This window comes from Nonomuraea sp. NPDC003804 (genome assembly GCF_040610675.1).
GTDB lineage: Bacteria > Actinomycetota > Actinomycetes > Streptosporangiales > Streptosporangiaceae > Nonomuraea.
Window position 1 is genome coordinate 25,719 of record NZ_JBEXMT010000021.1, and the last position, 17,105, is coordinate 42,823.

16 protein-coding genes are annotated in these 17,105 nt (G+C 69.6%); 6 read left to right on the forward strand and 10 right to left on the reverse strand.

Going from position 1 to position 17,105, the window contains the following annotated elements:
* Nucleotides 1–259: 259 nt before the first annotated feature.
* Nucleotides 260–1,405 carry an acetyl-CoA C-acetyltransferase gene (locus tag ABZX22_RS26930; RefSeq protein ID WP_354913884.1) on the forward strand — a complete coding sequence of 382 codons (1,146 nt, stop codon included), beginning with the start codon at nucleotides 260–262 and terminating at the stop codon, nucleotides 1,403–1,405.
* Between the two features lie 228 nt (nucleotides 1,406–1,633).
* Here the strand turns inward: ABZX22_RS26930 and ABZX22_RS26935 are convergent, their stop codons facing one another.
* Nucleotides 1,634–1,771 carry a hypothetical protein gene (locus tag ABZX22_RS26935; RefSeq protein ID WP_354913885.1) on the reverse strand — a complete coding sequence of 46 codons (138 nt, stop codon included), beginning with the start codon at nucleotides 1,769–1,771 and terminating at the stop codon, nucleotides 1,634–1,636.
* Between the two features lie 250 nt (nucleotides 1,772–2,021).
* Between ABZX22_RS26935 and ABZX22_RS26940 the strand changes: the two genes are divergently transcribed.
* On the forward strand, nucleotides 2,022–2,954 hold the full coding sequence (locus ABZX22_RS26940; protein WP_354913887.1) for an ADP-ribosylglycohydrolase family protein: 933 nt from the start codon (nucleotides 2,022–2,024) through the stop codon (nucleotides 2,952–2,954).
* A gap of 54 nt (nucleotides 2,955–3,008) precedes the next feature.
* On the opposite strand, the gene ABZX22_RS26945 is transcribed toward ABZX22_RS26940, so the two are convergent.
* From ABZX22_RS26945 to ABZX22_RS26960, 4 genes are all read right to left on the reverse strand, one after another.
* Nucleotides 3,009–3,755 (reverse strand): class F sortase, encoded by a 747-nt coding sequence (locus ABZX22_RS26945; RefSeq protein ID WP_354913889.1) that lies wholly within the window; start codon nucleotides 3,753–3,755, stop codon nucleotides 3,009–3,011.
* A 5-nt stretch (nucleotides 3,756–3,760) separates the two neighbouring features.
* Nucleotides 3,761–5,122, reverse strand: a complete 1,362-nt coding sequence (locus ABZX22_RS26950; protein WP_354913891.1) for a hypothetical protein — start codon at nucleotides 5,120–5,122, stop codon at nucleotides 3,761–3,763.
* Between the two features lie 147 nt (nucleotides 5,123–5,269).
* Nucleotides 5,270–6,037 carry a class F sortase gene (locus ABZX22_RS26955; RefSeq protein ID WP_354913893.1) on the reverse strand — a complete coding sequence of 256 codons (768 nt, stop codon included), beginning with the start codon at nucleotides 6,035–6,037 and terminating at the stop codon, nucleotides 5,270–5,272.
* A 13-nt stretch (nucleotides 6,038–6,050) separates the two neighbouring features.
* A complete protein-coding gene (locus ABZX22_RS26960) occupies nucleotides 6,051–7,472 on the reverse strand; it encodes a hypothetical protein (protein ID WP_354913895.1) in 1,422 nt (473 codons plus the stop codon).
* 337 nt (nucleotides 7,473–7,809) lie between these two features.
* Between ABZX22_RS26960 and ABZX22_RS26965 the strand changes: the two genes are divergently transcribed.
* The 3 genes from ABZX22_RS26965 (at nucleotide 7,810) to ABZX22_RS26975 (ending at nucleotide 10,663) form a co-directional block, all read left to right on the forward strand.
* Nucleotides 7,810–9,237, forward strand: a complete 1,428-nt coding sequence (locus ABZX22_RS26965; protein WP_354913897.1) for an ATP-binding protein — start codon at nucleotides 7,810–7,812, stop codon at nucleotides 9,235–9,237.
* A gap of 103 nt (nucleotides 9,238–9,340) precedes the next feature.
* Entirely contained in the window at nucleotides 9,341–10,486 is a 1,146-nt protein-coding gene (locus ABZX22_RS26970) for an acyl-CoA dehydrogenase family protein (protein ID WP_354913899.1), read from the forward strand.
* 15 nt (nucleotides 10,487–10,501) lie between these two features.
* The gene (locus ABZX22_RS26975) at nucleotides 10,502–10,663 is read left to right on the forward strand and encodes a hypothetical protein (protein ID WP_354913900.1); all 162 of its coding nucleotides are present in this window, start codon (nucleotides 10,502–10,504) and stop codon (nucleotides 10,661–10,663) included.
* Here the strand turns inward: ABZX22_RS26975 and ABZX22_RS26980 are convergent.
* The 3 genes from ABZX22_RS26980 to ABZX22_RS26990 form a co-directional block, all read right to left on the reverse strand.
* Nucleotides 10,626–11,426 (reverse strand): alpha/beta fold hydrolase, encoded by an 801-nt coding sequence (locus tag ABZX22_RS26980; protein WP_354913902.1) that lies wholly within the window; start codon nucleotides 11,424–11,426, stop codon nucleotides 10,626–10,628. The genes ABZX22_RS26975 and ABZX22_RS26980 overlap by 38 nt on opposite strands.
* Nucleotides 11,427–11,442: 16 nt before the next feature.
* The gene (locus tag ABZX22_RS26985; protein WP_354913904.1) at nucleotides 11,443–13,671 is read right to left on the reverse strand and encodes a SpoIIE family protein phosphatase; all 2,229 of its coding nucleotides are present in this window, start codon (nucleotides 13,669–13,671) and stop codon (nucleotides 11,443–11,445) included.
* A gap of 120 nt (nucleotides 13,672–13,791) precedes the next feature.
* Nucleotides 13,792–14,496: a metal-dependent transcriptional regulator gene (locus ABZX22_RS26990; protein ID WP_354913906.1), complete on the reverse strand. Its 705-nt coding sequence runs from the start codon at nucleotides 14,494–14,496 to the stop codon at nucleotides 13,792–13,794.
* A gap of 77 nt (nucleotides 14,497–14,573) precedes the next feature.
* Here ABZX22_RS26990 and ABZX22_RS26995 point away from each other — a divergent pair, with 77 nt between their 5' ends.
* Nucleotides 14,574–15,203, forward strand: coding sequence for a UdgX family uracil-DNA binding protein (locus ABZX22_RS26995; RefSeq protein ID WP_354913908.1), 630 nt, complete (start codon nucleotides 14,574–14,576; stop codon nucleotides 15,201–15,203).
* On the opposite strand, the gene ABZX22_RS27000 is transcribed toward ABZX22_RS26995, so the two are convergent.
* Entirely contained in the window at nucleotides 15,166–16,407 is a 1,242-nt protein-coding gene (locus ABZX22_RS27000; protein ID WP_354913910.1) for an MFS transporter, read from the reverse strand. The genes ABZX22_RS26995 and ABZX22_RS27000 overlap by 38 nt on opposite strands.
* Nucleotides 16,408–16,417: 10 nt before the next feature.
* A complete protein-coding gene (gene pdxH, locus ABZX22_RS27005) occupies nucleotides 16,418–17,059 on the reverse strand; it encodes a pyridoxamine 5'-phosphate oxidase (protein WP_354913912.1) in 642 nt (213 codons plus the stop codon).
* Between the last annotated feature and the right edge of the window lie 46 nt (nucleotides 17,060–17,105).

Consider the following 17,105-nt stretch of genomic DNA (forward strand, 5'->3'; position numbering starts at 1 on the left):
CGGCCTTCGCCGAATTCCGCCGGTCCGGGGCCCTCCCGCCGGTCGGAGGCACCACGCGGGGGGCCGGCGAGCGCGATGTGACGGCGGGGTGCGAAGTCCCGCTGGAGTGCCGTGAAGGACGGGCGGTCAGCGGTGACCGCGGTGGCCGTGAGCCCGCCCTGCCGTACGGCGGGGGCCCGGGCCGGGACAGGCACAGAGCAAGGTTCTGTTGTAACCTCTCACTGACCGAATGTTGCTCGGTTTGGATCCGGGAGGCACTGTGGCAGAGGCGTACATCGTCGGGGCGGTCCGCACCCCCGTCGGTAAGAAGAAGGGCGGCCTTTCCACCGTCCACCCCACCGACCTGGCGGCGATCACGCTGAAGGAACTCGTCGGCAGGACGGGCGTGGACCCCGCGGCGGTCGAGGACGTCATCATGGGCTGCGTCATGCAGTTCGGCCCGCAGAGCATGGACATCGCGCGCAACGCCTGGCTGAGCGCCGGACTGCCGGAGACGACGGCGGGCGTCACCATCGACCGCCAGTGCGGCTCGTCGCAGCAGTCGATCCACTTCGCCGCCCAGGGCGTGCTGTCCGGCACCCAGGACCTGGTGGTGGCCGCGGGCGTCGAGTCGATGAGCATCGTCCCCATGGGCTCGTCGATCACCGCCGCCCTCGAGAAGGGCATGCCGTTCCCGTTCGGGGACATGTGGGTCGAGCGGTACGGCAAGCAGGAGATCTCCCAGTTCCGCGGCGCGGAGCTGATGTGCGAGAAGTGGGGGCTCACCCGCGAGGACCTGGAGAAGTACGCCTTCGAGTCGCACCAGCGGGCCGCCAAGGCCATCGCGAACGGCTACTTCAAGGACCAGATCGTCCCCGTCAACGGCGTCGAGGACGACGAGGGCCCGCGCGCCGACACCACGCTGGAGAAGATGGCCGGCCTCAAGACGCTGAAGGAGGGCGGCGCCATCACCGCCGCCACCGCCTCACAGATCTCCGACGGCTCGGGCGCCGTGCTCATCGCCTCCGAGCAGGCCGTGCGCGACCACGGGCTGACCCCGAGGGCCCGCATCCACCAGCTCGCCCTCCTCGGCGACGACCCCGTCTACATGCTCACCGCGCCCATCCCCGCGACGCGGAAGGCGCTGCGGAAGGCGGGCTTGTCGATCGACGACATCGACGTCACCGAGATCAACGAGGCGTTCGCACCCGTGCCGCTGGCGTGGATGCACGAGCTCGGCGCCGACCCCGCCAAGGTCAACCCCAACGGCGGCGCCATCGCCCTCGGCCACCCGCTGGGCGGCACCGGCGCGATCCTGATGACCAAGCTGCTGCACGAGCTCGAGCGCACCGGCGGCCGGTACGGCCTGCAGACGATGTGCGAGGGCGGCGGCCAGGCCAACGTCACGATCATCGAGCGCCTCTGACGGACCCGCCGGGCCGGTCGGCGGGAGACTGGCGGGCTTCCCGCATCACACGACCGGCCCGGCGACACCCTCCAGCCTCCGGAGAGGTGCAGCCCTCCCGCCTCCGGAAAGAGGTGCAGCCCTCCCGCCTCCGGAAGAGGTGCGCCCTCCCGCCTCCGGAAAGACCCGCCTCCGGAAAAAAGAGGTGCGCCGCCCCCCGAGGAAACCGGGGAGCGGCACACTGCCCACCTACCGCCCCTTGGGCGGGATGCGGCGCGGCGGCGCGATGGGCCGCTGCGGCATCTTGGGCATCTGGCGAGGAACCTGCGGCATCTCCCTGCCGGGCAGGGCGGTGCCGTGCTTCTTCTGGCCTGAACGAACTCGCATGAGTGTGCTCCTTTACGCGACTTGCGACGCGGCCGCATCACGGGTGAAGGCCGGTCTGGCAAGCTCAGCTGCCGCGTCTGAACGGACGAGGTCTGACGGCTGAGTGGCGGTCGGCTGATCAGGTCAGCCCCGCGCGTCACAGGTAAAGGCGCATGTCCATGACAGTAGGCGGTGCCCCCTCTGCCCCGCAACGTATTTATCGGCGGTAGAGGCGGTAGAAATGAGCGGGATGTCGGCGGAGAGGACAGGCATGGACCGGATAGGGCGAGCGGTGGGCGCGGTCGTCGGATCAGCCGTCGGCGACGCGCTGGGGGCACCGTACGAGTTCGGACCGGCGGGCGCGTTCTCCGCCGCGTTCCCCGGCGGCGGGAACATGCGGCCCGGCGGCGGCTGGGAGGCAGGCGAGGCGACCGACGACACACAGATGGCCGTCCACGTCGCCGAGTCGCTCCTCGACCGCGGCACGCTCGACCTGGCCGACGTCTTCGACCGGTTCCGGTGCTGGGCGGCGGCCGAGCCCAAGGACATCGGACTCCAGACCGAGGCGGTCCTGGGTGCCGGCCTGCCGTGGGACCAGGCCGCGGCGGCCCACTTCCGCTCGACGGGACGCGCGGCGGGCAACGGCTCGCTGATGCGGGCCACCCCGTCCGCCGTCCACTTCGCCCGGCACGGCCGCGCCGCCACCATGGACGCCGCCCGGTGCATCTCCGCCCTCACGCACGGCGACCCCGCCGCGGGAGAGGGCACAGCGATCTTCCACGACCTCATCAGGATCGCCCTGGACGGCGGCGACCCCCTCGCCGCGCTGCCGGAGATCCTGGCCCACGTCGAGCCCGGCCACCGCGAACGCTACGCGACCGTCCTCGCCCCCGGCTGGCACCCGGATCAGGCCACCGAGGTGAACGGCGCCGTCTGGCCATGCCTCGGCCCGGCGGTGTGGGCGGTGCGCACCACCTCGTCGTACGAGGAGGCGCTACGCGCGGCCGTCGACGTCGGCGGCGACACCGACACCGTGGCCGCCGTCACCGGTGGGCTGGCGGGCGCCGTCCACGGGATCGACGCGATCCCCGCGCGCTGGCTCGAACCGTTGCACGTGCCGCTGCCTGGCGCCACCCCCGCCCGCGTGCTGCGCGCCGACGACCTGCGCGTCCTCGCCGAACGCCTCGAGTCGGCCCCCGCCTAGGCACGACGGAACGGCGGGGCCGCCGCCTGGAGCTCGGCGGCGCGGCCAAGCCGTCTAGGAGCGGTGCGAGCTGGTCATCGTCGCGTAGACGATGATGTTGTCCGTGTAGTGCCCGGTCGCCCGGTTGTAGACGCCGCCGCACGTGATCAGGTGCAGCTGGGCGTTGGCCTGGTCCCCGTACACGCGCTGCGTCGGGAAGGTCGCCTTCCCCGCCTGCTCGACCCCGCCCACGGTGAACACGGCCGTCGTGCCGTCGCGCCGCTTCACCTCGATGACGTCGCCGTTGCGGATCTCACCGAGCCTGCTGAACACCGCGCTCCTGGTGCGCGTGTCCTTGTGCCCGAGCATGACCGCGGGGCCCGACTCCCCCGCCGTGGACCCGTGCCGGTACCAGCCCACCAGGTTCGGGTTGTCGATCGGCGGCGTCTGGATCGCGCCCTTGCGGTCCAGGCCGACCGACATGACCGGTGCGTTGATGCCGAGCCGCTTGATGACCACCCTGATCGGGTTCGACGGCTGCATCGGCGGCGCGGGCGTGATCGGCGGCAACGGTGGCGGCACCGTCGGCGGGGCCTCGAACAGCGCCTGCTGCGGCTGGCCCGAGGCGATCGCGTCCGGCTGGCTCGACAGCGACAGCGACTGCCGCCCCTCCGCCAGGCCGTACTCCTCGGGGCTCATCAGCATGAACACCAGCCCGACGACCACGGTCAGCACCCCGGCCACCGCGGCGAAGATCAGCGTCGACCGCAGGATCTGGCTGCCGCGATCGTCGTAGGGCGGTTCGGGGTACTGTCCGCTCACCGAGGTCAACCCCGAGGCGCGGTACGGCGGCGCAGCACCAGCCCGCCCACCGCGGCGGCCAGCACGATCAGCGAACCGGTCACCACGAACATCCGGCCGTCAGGACCCAGCTCGCCACCACCACCGGTCTCGGCGGCGCCCTTCGGCGTCTTGTTCACCTTGCCGTTGCCGCCGACGGGGGTCTGGGTGACGGTCGCGGTGACGGTACGGGTCGGCTTGGCGCTGGCCGAAGGAGAGGGGGACGGCGAAGGCGACGGTGACGGCGAAGGCGACGTCCCGGTCCCCGCACCGACGGTGAACGAGTAGGGCTTGGGCGTAGGAGAGGCCTGGGCCGTGCACTTGTACTGGAAGCTGCTGGTCGAGGTACCGAAGTACAGGTCGGCCGCCTTCATCGTCACCGTGCCCGTGGTCGTGGGCTTCACCTTGAGCGTGACCGAGGGGAAGGTGGTGATCGTGGCTCCGGCCGTCGTCGTGCTGAAGGTCGTCTCGCCCGACACCGTGCTGCCGGAGACGCCCGCCCCGCTCACCGACGCGCCGGCGATGAACTTCGTGCCCGCGGTGAACCCGCTCGCCGGCACTGTCAGCTGCGTCGCGCCACTCGCGTAGGTGGCGCTCCAGGAGATGGACTGCTCGACGTTGGCCTGCGCGGAGGTCGGCATGGTCATCGTCACCAGAAGGTTGGTGTCCTTGGCATCGGTGTTCGTGGTGGTCGCGCACTTGTAGGCGACGGTGGTGTCACTCGTGCCACCGCCCGTGCCGCCGACCGTGGTCGTCAGGCTCGCGGGGGTCGCCGTTCCCGCCGTGCAGCTGCTCTCCACCGGCGTGCCTCCGGTGGGGGGTGTCACGTCCAGGTCGAGGCTGACCGCGTTCGCCAACGGCTTGACAACGACGGAGGTGGCACCCGTGGTGATCGTGGCGTTGACCGTCTTCGCGGGAATCGTGACGTTCGAACCCGCAGTCACCTGCGTGGTGAGCTCGTACTCCTGGTCCCACATCAGGTCGGTGCCCCCCGTACCGGCGGTGGCACCGGTGACATCCAGGTCCGCCGTGACAGCGATCTTGGACCGAGCGGCGAGAGTGTCCTTCGGCTTCGCGCTGACGAACTCCCACTTGATGGGGACGGTCGTCGTGCCGGTGGCCACGTTGTCCGGAACCGTGATCTTGACCTGTATCGAGGTCGAGCCCTCGAAAGCGCCCGTGCAGTTGAACGGGATGGTCATCGTGGTGTCGGCGGCCGCTGTCGAGGTGGACGCCTCGGCCGGGGACGACAGGCCGAGGACCGATCCGGCGAAGAGAGCCAGCGTTCCCGCGAGCCCCAGGGCAGAGGTCTTCAGGGCGTGGCGACGCCGCGCCAAGGACTTCAGCACTGTCTCTCTCCGTTCCAAACAGCGGGGACCATGTTGACAACTGGCGTAACAGGATTCCAGTCCATGGTCACGATTCGGTAGAGATCCTACGAACTGTCCCTGTGAATCGTCTGCAAACTTCAAAAATCACGACAAATTTCCGCGCCGTTAACCCTTCTTCTTCGACAGGGCGGCGTAGACGACGACGTTGTCCTCGTAGTGGCCGTTCGCGCCGACCAGCCCGCCGCAGGTGATCAGCCGCAGCTGCGCGTTGTCCACGTTCCCGTACACCCGCTTTGTCGGGAACGCCGATTTCTTCACCTGCTCGATCCCGCTGACCGTGAACCGGGTGACCTTCCCGTCGGTGCGGTAGACGTAGATCTGGTCGCCCTTGGCCAGTTCCTTCAGCCGCCTGAACACCGCCGCGCCGTTCTTGGTCGTGGCGTGCCCGTTGATGATCGCCGGGCCCTTCTCGCCCGGCACGGGGCTGAAGCGGTACCAGCCGGTGAGGTTCGGCTTGGACAGCGGCGGCGCCTGCAGCTCACCCTTGGCGTCGACGGTCACGCTGCCGACGAGCGCGTTGACCTTGATCTTGGGGATCCTGATGCGCAGCGGCTTGGCCTTCGCGTTGGGCTTGATGGGCGCCGCGACGGCACCGGCAGGGGCCGGCGGCGGCGCGCTCAGCACGGCGGGCGCCAGCGGCTTGTTCGGCCCGCCCGGCCCGACCGCCGGCAGGACGAACGAGTTCGCCACGTTGTACATCGCCAGGGTCTCGGGGCTCTCCCCCTGCGCCAGGGACGGGGTGGGCCCGGAGCCGTCATCGACCGGGGTGATGAACGACAGCAGTCCCGCCATGATGGCCGCCACGCCACCCAGCGACCCCGCGATCAGCAGCCCGGGAAGGGCCTTGTTCAGCAGTGACTTCTGCTCGGTCATGATCCGCCCTCCCTCAGCGCCGGTTCCCGGCGTGCGCGGCCCGCCGCCGTCTCATTGCCAGCCCGCCTGCCGCGCTGCCGAGCAGCAGCACCGTGCCGCCGGCCATCAGCGTGTACGGCTGCCGCGAAGGCTCGGGCGCCTCACCGGACGGCACGCCGCCGAACGGCGTCTTCTTCACCTGCGCCGCGACGTAGTTGGTCGCCGTCGGCCCGGTCGACGTCTTGACCGTGGGCGTGGCGGTGACGGTCGTGGTGCCGTGCACGCTCACGAGCCGGTCGACCGTGGTCTGGTTCCCGCTGTTGTGGTTGCCGTTGTGGTGGCGCGTAGGGGTGGTCGCCGGGGTCCCCGTGGGCGTCTGCGTGGGGCTGACGGTCGGCGAGGTGGTCGGGCTGACGGTGGGGCTGACGGTCGGCGACTGGCCTGGCTTCTCCCTGACCGTCACCTCGACCGACACCGGCGAGCTCACCAGCTTGCAGGAGGCGCGATGGAAGTCAGTGGGCACCTTGGAGGTGTTGGTCGTCACGATGAACGCGTCGAGCCACGCCTTCTTGGCGCTGCCGTTCTCGATCTTGATGGTGTGCTCGCCGTACGCCAGGTCCTGCGGCGACTCCCACAGCGTGAAACCGCCGTTGTGGACCTCGTTGACCGGGTCGTCCTCGATGTTCCGCGACGGGTCGACCTCGGCCCGCTGCGCGCCGTCCAGGGAGACCTTGACGGGACCGCCCTCACGGTCGCGCGGCCCGATGTACTTCACGCCCGTGCCGATGAACTTCAGCTCGGCCGAGGCGCCCTGGGCGGAGGTCTCGTGGTAGTCGTTGTGGATGTGGTGCTCGGAGGAGAGCCGGTCGTCGAACTCGGTCCACGGGCCGCCGTAGTTGATGGTGTGGAAGCGCGGGTTGTCGCCGTCGTTGCCGTTGTTGACGGTCGCCTCGCCGTCCGGCGGCACGAAGTCGACGACGATGTCCTTCGGCTCGATCTTGATCACGCCGGCCCTGGTGATCTGCCCGGGGTCGGCGATGCCCGCCGGCAGCGCGAGCGGGTCGTCCATCCGAAGCTTGCTGGAGATCGTGGTCGCGCCGGTCGGCTGGAGCACGCCCTGCCATGCGCCGGTGATCTGCGCGTTGCCCAGCACGTTCATCTGGGCGCCCGCGGCGTAGTAGCCGGGCGAGGAGAAGCGGCTGCCGTCCTTGTAGGCGATCGACCACTTGAGGTCGAGCGCGCCGCCGACCACGAGATCGGTCGCGAACGTCAGCCGGGTCCGCAGCCTGACCGGCGCGTACTTGGCGATGGTGTAGGTGTTGCCGACGCCGTAGCAGTCGTAGTCGATGACCAGGTCGGCCGGCGCGGCCGAGGCCGGCGTTGACGGTAGGACGACGCACAGCCCCGCCACCAGCCCTACCGATCCGGCTGCTAATGCGCTCCGCCAACGAGCCACCGCACACTCCGATCTCACAGAAATCCAGAGGAGATCTTAAGGTTTCAAACACCTGCGACACAGGCGAAAACGGCGACAAGCGGCACTTGTGATGAACCCGTGTCCCACGGTGCCGGACCACCGTCCCTCCAGGTCCGCTGATCGTTGGAGTAGGTCGCCCAGCGGTCGTGGGCACCGGGCAAGAGGGACAGCGCCGCGTGCCGTGACCCCTGCGACGACTCGCATCCGGGCGATCTATCGCAGCCTCCAGGAGCAGTCATCCAAGCGCGATAGCCACCCCCGCCATCGAAGATAGAAGTACACTTCTAAGAAGTACACTTCTATCTTGCGAGGGGTCATGCTTCCCAAGCCGGAGCGCGTCTTCGCCCGTGACTTCGAATGGCGCCATCTCGCGGCCTTCGCCGAAAGAGCGGGAACCCGGACCCAATTGGGTGTCATAAGCGGGCGCAGGCGCCAGGGAAAGACATTCCTCCTCGAAGCTCTGGCCAGACAGGTGGGCGGCTTCTTCTTCGGAGCGACCGAGGCGACCGAAGTCGAGTCCCTGCGGCTGCTCTCGCAAGCCCTGGCCGACTACACGCAGGCGGACGTCCCGGTCCGCTTCGCGGACTGGAACGAGGCCATCAGACACCTTCTCGCCATCAGCGCGGAGAAGGCCGCGCCCATCGTGATCGACGAGTTCCCCTACCTGAGCAATGTCTCACCGGCTCTGACGTCGATCATCCAGCGTGAGATCGATCGAGCGGTTTCCAGAGAGATTCCCGCCTCACTCTTGCTGTGCGGTTCCGCGATGTCCGTCATGGGGGGGTTGCTCTCAGGAAACGCCCCCCTTCGCGGCCGAGCGTCGCTCGAACTGGTCGTCCGCCCCTTCGACTATCGGCTCGCGGCACAGTACTGGCGCCTCGACGATCCGCGGCTGGCCGTGCTGGTTCACGCGGTAGTCGGCGGGACCCCCGCCTACCTCCGTTTCGTGAACGACGAGAGGCCTACGTGCCTCGATGACTTCGATGACTGGGTCCAGCGCACGGTGCTCGATCCTGGCACTCCCCTGTTCCGCGAGGCGCGCTATCTCATGGAGGAGGAGGCGAACGTGCGCGACACCGCTCTCTACCATTCGGTGCTCGCCGCCGTGGCGAACGGCAATGCCACCAGAGGTGGTATCGCGAGCTACATCGGCCGTAAAGCCACCGACATCGGGCACCCTCTCAATGTTCTGGAGGACCGCTGCCTGCTGCGCCGCGAGATCGATGCCTTCCGCCCAGGCCGATCCGTGTACCGCGTGTGCGAGCCGCTGGTCAGCTTTTACCAGGTGGTCATGCGCCCCCGATGGGCACTGTTGGAGAGCGGCAGGGCAGCGGCTGTCTGGCAGGATGCGCGGACAAGGTTCAACGGCCAGGTCGTGGGTCCACACTTCGAGGACATGTGCCGCGAGTTCGCGAGAACCGAGTCACTTTTCGGCGAGCTCCCGGGCGAGGTCGCCGCAGGGGTCATCGCCGACACGGCACGCCGAAGCCAGATCGAGGTCGACGTGGTGGTCTTCGCGGCGACCGAGCCGGGAAGGCCGCGACGCATCCTCTCTCTGGGTGAAGTGAAGTGGGGCACCCGTATGGACCAGGGTCACGCCGACCGGTTGGCGCGAGCGCGCGACCTGCTGAGCTCCAAGTACGACGTGCGGGACACCGTCCTCTCCCTGTACGGCGGAGCGGACTTCGACCAGGGCATCAGGGGAGCGCGCACCTTCGACCTGCACGAGCTTTACTCGGCCTAGCAAGCGGGCCTCCGGCGGGCACCTCGCTCGTCCGGCCCGCCGGGAGGCGCGCCGCGGAACAGAATCGTATTCTGGTGCCACACCCCACCATGGAGGCGACCACATGCAGCGAGACCTCTTCGAGGAGGAGCACCTGCTCTTCCAGGAGACCGTGCGCGAGTTCATGGCCCGCGAGGTCCTCCCCCACCATCCGCAGTGGGAGAAGGAGGGAATCGTCCCGAGAGACGTGTGGAAGAAGGCCGGCGAGGTCGGCATATTCGGCTTCTCCGTCCCCGAGGAGTACGGCGGCGCCGGCGTCACCGACTTCCGGTACAACACGGTCATCGTCGAGGAGATCATCCGCAGCGGCGCGTCCGGGCTCGGCTTCTCGCTGCACAACGACGTGGTGGCCCCCTACCTGGTCGACCTCACCGACGACGAGCAGAAGCAGCGCTGGCTGCCCGGCTTCGTGTCGGGCGAGCTGATCACCGCGATCGCCATGACCGAGCCCGGCGCGGGCAGCGACCTGCAGGGTGTCAGGACGACCGCGGTGCGCGACGGCGACCACTACGTCATCAACGGCCAGAAGACGTTCATCACCAACGGCATCAACGCCGACCTGGTCGTCGTGGTCGCCAAGACCGATCCGGAGCTGGGGGCGCGCGGCACCACCCTGTTCGTCGTCGAGCGCGGCACGGAGGGCTTCACCCGCGGCCGGAACCTCGACAAGATCGGCATGAAGGCGCAGGACACCGCGGAGCTGTTCTTCGAGAACGTCCGGGTCCCGGCGGCCAACCGGCTCGGCGCCACCGACGGCCAGGGCTTCGTCCAGCTCATGAACAACCTCCCCCAGGAGCGGCTGTCCATCGCGGTCGGCGCGGTGGCGGCGGCGGAGGCGGTGCTGGAGCAGACGATCGAGTACTGCAGGACCCGCCAGGCCTTCGGCAGGAGCATCGGAAGCTTCCAGAACACCCGGTTCGTCCTGGCCGAGCTGGCCACCGAGACCGAGATCGCCCGCCACTACGTCGACAAGTGCGTCACCGCGCTCAACGCCGGGCGGCTGTCGGTGGTCGACGCGGCGAAGGCGAAGTGGTGGACCACGGAGCTGCAGAACAAGGTGATCGACCGCTGCCTGCAGCTGCACGGCGGCTACGGCTACATGATGGAGTACCCGGTCGCCAAGGCGTGGGTGGACAGCAGGGTGCAGACCATCTACGGCGGCACCACCGAGATCATGAAGGAGATCATCGGCCGTTCCTTCGGGTTCTGACCCATACTGGAGGACATGGAAGGTCTGATCCTCCTGGTTTTCCTGGCGTTGCTGTTCGCCTGGGCCCTCAACCGGGTACGGCGCGCGCTGCGCCTGAACCCGGTCGGCTACGTCGGCGTGGTCGTGGTGTTCGTGATCGTCATGCTGGCCATCTGGGGGCAGACCCTTCGAGGATGACCCTGGCGACCAGCTCGGGGTCGTCGCTCATCGGCAGGTGCCCGCAGCCCTGCAGCAGCTTGACCCGCTGCCCCGACCATTTGGCCGCCCGTACGGCCTGCCGTCGGGGCAGCAGCCGGTCGTGGGCGCCCCAGGCGATCGTGATGGGCGATTTCGGCGGCGCGGGCGGCATCACGTCGGTGAACGCCTCCAGCGCCGGGTGGAAGCCCGGCGCGGCGGCCAGCGCCTGGGTGGCGGCGGCGAGGGCGACCGGGTCGAGCCGGGAGGGCTGGGCGACCAGGAACGAGGCGACGGCGCGTCCGGCGGCCCGGGAGGCCAGCAGGCGCGCGAGCAGCCCGTCGGAGGTGGCCCGCGCGGCCGTCTCCGCCGACGCGCGCAGCGACCTGAGCACGGTCTGGCACCACACCAGCTCGCCGCGCGTCCAGAACCCCGCGGGCGAGAGCGCGGTGGCCGTGGCGACCACGCCTCGGGAAGCCAGCTCCAGCGCGATGTAGCCGCCCAGCGAGTTGCCTGCGACGTGCGGCTCGCGCACGTCCAGCAGCGCGCAGAACGACTCGACAGCGTCGGCCAGCGCCTCGGCCGTGTACGGCGTGCCGGGCGGCAGTTCGGGCGAGTCGCCGAACCCGGGCAGGTCGACGGCGATCACGTCACGGGAGGCGGCGAGCCGGTCCATGACGGGCAGCCACGCCTGCCAGTGATGGCCGATGCCGTGGACGAGGATCAGCGGCGGGCCGCTGCCGCGCCGTTCGAAGGCCAGCTCCATCCCTTGAGTGAACCACTCACCTGCTGCGTGTGGGAATCTCGAACCAGACGGCTTTGCCTTCCTTGGTGGGGCGCGATCCCCATCGCCTGGCCAGCTGGTCGACCAGGTAGAGGCCGCGGCCGCCCTCGTCGTTCTCGCCCGCGCTGCGGATGCGCGGCAGGCGCAGGTCCTGGTCGAACACCTCGACCCACACCGACTCCTCGCCCCTGCGCAGCCTCAGCGTGAAGGTCTTGTCGCCGGCCAGCTCCTCCTCGAAGCCTGGCATGTCCCAGGACTCCTCGAACGGCAGCGGCGGCCCCTCCACGACGAGCTCCCTGCGCGGGATGCTGGCGCTGGCGGCGTGCAGCACGACGTTGGTGACGACCTCGGAGACGAGCAGGCAGGCCAGCTCGGCGCGCTCCTCGGGGACGTTCCAGCCGGTGAACGCCTCGGTGGCCATCCTGCGGGCCTCACCCACCATGATCGGCTGGGCGGGGAAGTCGCGCTCCTCGACGTCGAGGTCGACGGGGCTGGCGCGTAGCACGAGGATCGCCATGTCGTCGTCGATCTCGCCGGGCACCGCGCGGGTGGCGGTGTCGGCGATGCGCTCGACGTTCTCCTTGGTGCAGGCGGCCAGCTTGTCCCTGAGGATGGCCAGCGTCTCCTCGTCGGAGGGCGTCCTGCCGCCGAAGTCGCGCCCCGGCCGCCGGTCGACGAGGCCGTCGGTGTAGAGGACGAGGGCGGCGCCCGGCGGGAGCGTACGGGTCTCTTCCTTGTAGACCAGGTCGGCGTGCATGCCCTTGGCGCGGACGCCGAGCGGCTGGCCGACCTCCTCGATGTTCATCTCCAGGCACTGGCCGTCGTGCAACAGCAGCGGCGGCGCGTGGCCGGCGTTGGCGAACGACAGCTGCCGCGACCAGGCGTCGTAGACGAGGTACTGGCAGGTGACGATGGGCGGCACGCTGATGTCGGCGCCCGACTCGTCCTGCTCGGGGGTGGCGATGATGCGGGTCCACTCGTCGAGCCTGGCCAGGATCTCGGCGGGCGGCTTGTCGTCCTGGGCGAAGGCGCGCAGCGCGGCGCGCAGCTGGCCCATGATGGCGGCGGCCTTGGCGCCGCGCCCCTCGACGTCGCCGATCACGATGCCGACCCGGCCGGCCGACAGCGGGATCACGTCGTACCAGTCGCCGCCGACCTGGGTCTGGATGCCCTGCCCATGGGAGGCCAGGGGCGCGGCGGGGTAGTAGCGGACGGCGATGTCGAGGCCGTCGAGGGTGGGCAGCGCCCTGGGCAGCAGGTGCTTCTGGAAGGACTCGGCGGTGTGCCGTTCCTCCTCGAACAGCAGCGCGTTGTCGACGGCGAGGGCGACCCTGGTGGCGATGGCGCCGACGAAGTCACGGTCGAAGGCGTCGTAGTGGGGGCTGCGCCGGTCGGTGAGGTTGGACAGCCCGAGGTACATCAGCCCGAGCGTCTCGCCGCGCACGCACAGCGGGGCGACCACGGCGGAGGTCATCCCGATCTCGCCGCACAGCCGCGCGCTGCCCTCGTGGGGGCTGGGGAAGCTGGTGGAGGCGAAGTCCTCGACGAGGATCGTCTCCTGGCGGCGCATCGCCGTGTCGGCGTAGTGGCCGGCCGGGTAGCGGATCTCCGAGCCGACCGGCTTCCACGTGTCGGGCGGCGGGGTCCAGCCCTGCACGTGCTGGGAGACCCTGCGCACCAGCCGATCGCCTTCCATCAGCTCGATGAAGCAGTGGTCGGCGAACTGCGGCACGAGCATCTCGGCGACCCGCTTGAGCGTCTCCTCGACGTACAGCGAGCCGGCCAGCCGCTCCCCGATGCGCTCGAGCAGGCCGAAGCGGTCCTTCTCGCGCTCGTTGCTGCGCATGGCCTCGCGCGCGGTGATGACGATGCCGGTCACCGAGCCGGAGTCGTGCCGGAGCGGCACGGCCTGGGCCCGCACGTAGATCATCGTGCCGTCGCCGCGCTTGACGTCGAAGGTGCCCTCCCACACGCCGCCCTTGAGCACGTGCTTGGCCAGCTCGACGGCGGCCGGGTGATCCTTCTCCATGATCCCGAGCGAGAGCACCGAGCCCTCCCGCACCGAGCCCTTGCCCTGGCGGCCGAACAGCTTCTCCGCGAACGGGTTCCAGTACAGGAGATTGCTGAAGCGGTCCGTCACCACGACGGCCATCTCGGCGTGGTCGAGGACCGACGACGCCGACAAGAAGTCAGCCGCTTCCTGGGACAGATCCCCCCAACGTTTCATCCGGCGACCACTCCTCGGGGAGGCATGTGCGCAAAGCGAACCACGGGCGCTCCTGCAACAGTCGTGTCCGGGGAGTGGAGGGACTCCCATGCGGGATTCAACCAAGCAGCAGCGCCGCCGTCAGCGCTTGGAGACGAATACGTGCGCGGCGACCTCACGCGGAAGCTCCGCGGGAGTGTTCGTCGCGTCGTTATCACCTGTCACCCGCACACCGTCGTCGCTCGCCGCGAGCGTCACCTCGCGTCCGGGTTGTATCCCAACTTGCTTGAGTTTAAGCATCACAGCGGGATCGCTTTGCACTTGTTCGCTAATTCGACGTACGACAACGGGTATGTCCCTGGCTCCGGCCACGTCGGCCATGCTGGGGAAGGCGGACCACGCGTCGGACTCGGGGCCGGTGGCGCCCAGCTCCTCCAGGCCGGGAATGGGGTTGCCATGAGGGTCGAAGGTGGGGTTGTCGAGCAGCTTCACCAGCCGTTCCTCCACCGACTCGGACATCACGTGCTCCCAGCGGCAGGCCTCGATGTGCACCTCCTCCCATGGCAACCCGATGACCTGGGTCAGCAGGCATTCGGCCAGGCGGTGCTTGCGCATGACGCGGGTGGCGAGGGTGCGGCCCAGATCGGTCATCGCCAGATGGCGGTCGCCTTCGACGCGGACCAGCCCGTCACGTTCCATGCGGGCGACGGTCTGGCTCACGGTGGGGCCACTCTGCTGGAGCCGTTCGGCGATGCGCGCACGAAGAGGAACGATCCCCTCTTCCTCGAGTTCGTAGATCGTGCGGAGATACATCTCCGTCGTGTCGATCAAGCCGTGTGCGGTCAAGGCTCCTCCCGTCCTGAATGCTACGCCGGTCATGGGGCACAGAAGCCACAGAAACCCTAGTGGGAGAACGACCAGCGATGGCAAAGGACGGCAACACTGGAGCGGCTCGGTTCCTTCCCGAGCGGCGCTCCCTACCGGAGCTGCGCGAAGCCGCGGCGCACTGCCAGGGTTGCGATCTCTATCGCAACGCCACCCAGACCGTGTTCGGCGAGGGACCCACGGACGCCCGCTTCATGCTCGTCGGCGAGCAGCCCGGTGACCAGGAGGACCACAAGGGGGCGCCGTTCGTCGGGCCCGCGGGCCGCGTCCTGGACCGGGCACTGGAGGAGGCGGGCATCGCCAGGGAGGAGGTCTACCTGACCAACGCCGTGAAGCACTTCTCCTTCACGCTCAGGGGCAAGCGGAGGATCCACCAGAAGCCGACCGTCGCCGAGATCGAGGCCTGCCGGCCGTGGCTCAGCTCGGAGCTCGCCCTGGTCGAGCCGGAGATGATCGTGGTGCTCGGCGCGACGGCCGCCCGCGCCCTGCTCGGCGCCGACTTCAGGGTCAGCCGGCAGCGGGGCGAGGTGCTGGAGCTGGGCGAGGCGCTGGCGGTGGCGACGATCCATCCGTCGGCCGTGCTGCGCGCGCCCGACCGCGAGGAGGCCTACAAGGGGCTCGTCTCCGACCTCACGCTGGCTCGCCGCTCCTGTCCCTGTAGTTCCTGAAGGCCGGTACGGCCAGCCCCACCGCGAGGACGGCCAGCGCGCAGGCCAGGCCGCCGCCCACCCACGCCCCGGTCATGCCGAAGGCCGTGGCGGTGGCTCCCGCGCGCAGGTCGCCGAGGCGCGGGCCGCCCGCCACGACCACCATGAACACGCCCTGCATCCGCCCGCGCATCTCGTCGGGCGCGTGGAGCTGCAGGATCGACTGGCGCCACACCGACGACACCACGTCGGCCATGCCGCCGACGGCCATGAACGTCATGACCAGCCACAGCTCGTGCGCCATCCCCGCCGCGGCCACGGCGAGCCCCCACACGGCGATGACGATGACCAGCGCGACCCCCTGCCGCCTGATCCTGCCCACCCAGCCGGAGAACAGCGCGCCCACCACCGAGCCGATCGCCATGGCCGAGGTGAGCCAGCCGAGGGCGAGCTCGGAACCGCCGAAACGATCGGCGACCAGTTCGGGGAACAGCGCTCTCGGCAGCGCGAAGACCATGGCGATGATGTCGACGACGAACGACATCAGCAGGACGGGGCTGCCCATGATGAAGCGCAGCCCCTCCCACACGGCCTGCGCCCCCGGGCGGACGACCACCTTGCTGATCGGTTCGAGCGCCGGTAGCCGCAGCGCCGCGTAGAGGCTCCCGGTGAACAGCACCGCGTCGATGGCGTAGGCGGAGGCGTAGCCGCCCGCCGCGAGCACGACGCCGCCGATCATGGGTCCGAAGACGGCGCCGATGCTGAAGACCAGGGAGTTGAGCGCGTTGGCCGCGGGCACCAGTCCGGGCTCGAGCAGCCTGGGGATGATCGCGCCTCTGGTGGAGGAGCTGATCGCGAAGCCGGCCGCGCCGAGCCCGACGGCCACCAGGAGCACGTAGACGTTGCCGAGGCCGAGAGCGGCCTGCACCACCAGCACCAGCGTGCTCAGCCAGGCGACCACGCAGCCGATGACCAGCAGCTTGCGCCGGTCCATGGCGTCGGCGACGGCGCCGCCCCACAGCCCGAAGACCACCAGCGGGATCAGGTTGGCCAGGCCCAGCATGCCCACCCAGAAGGAGGACTCCGTCAGTTCCCACACCTGCTGGCTGACCGCCACCACGGTGACGGCCACACCGACATGGGAGACGGCCTGTCCCCACCACAGGCGCCGGTAGGCGGCGACGCGAAGTGGGCGCGTGTCAACAACAAGGTCCCCGAAAGCCACTCACGGCACATTAGGGGGCAAGCCGCTCCAACTCCCAACCGGAGTGCACCCGCCGATAGCGCAGCCGGTCGTGCATGCGGTCCATCTGGCCCTGCCAGAACTCCACCTCGATCGGCACCACCCGGAAGCCGCCCCAGAAGTCGGGCACGGGCGGCTCCTCCGGCCAGCGGGCGGCGAGCTCGGCGTAACGGTCGTCGAGCTCCTCGCGCGAGCGCACGACCGCCGACTGGCGCGAGGCCCACGCGCCGACGCGGGAGCCGTACGGGCGGGAGTTGAAGTAGGCGGCCGAGTCCTCGTGCGACAGGCGGACCACGCTGCCCTCGATCCGGATCTGGCGGCGGATCGGATGCCACGGGAACAGCAGCGAGGCACGCGGGTTCTCGGTCAGGTCGCGCCCCTTGCGCGACTCGTAGTTGGTGAAGAAGACGAAGCCGCGCTCGTCGTAGCCCTTGAGCAGCACGGTCCTGGCGCTCGGCCGGCCTCCTGCCGACGCGGTGGCGACCACCATCGCGTTGGGCTCGGGCAGGCCGGCCTCCAGCGCCTCCTCGAACCATCGAGTGAATTGCGCGATCGGCTCGGCCGCGACGTCAGATTCGAGCAACGGCTGTCCCTCATAGGTACGGCGGAGCCCCGCCAGCGAAGTGACATCCACGACTAGGTATTCTTGCGCGCTTGGTGGCGATCCCACGCACAACCCC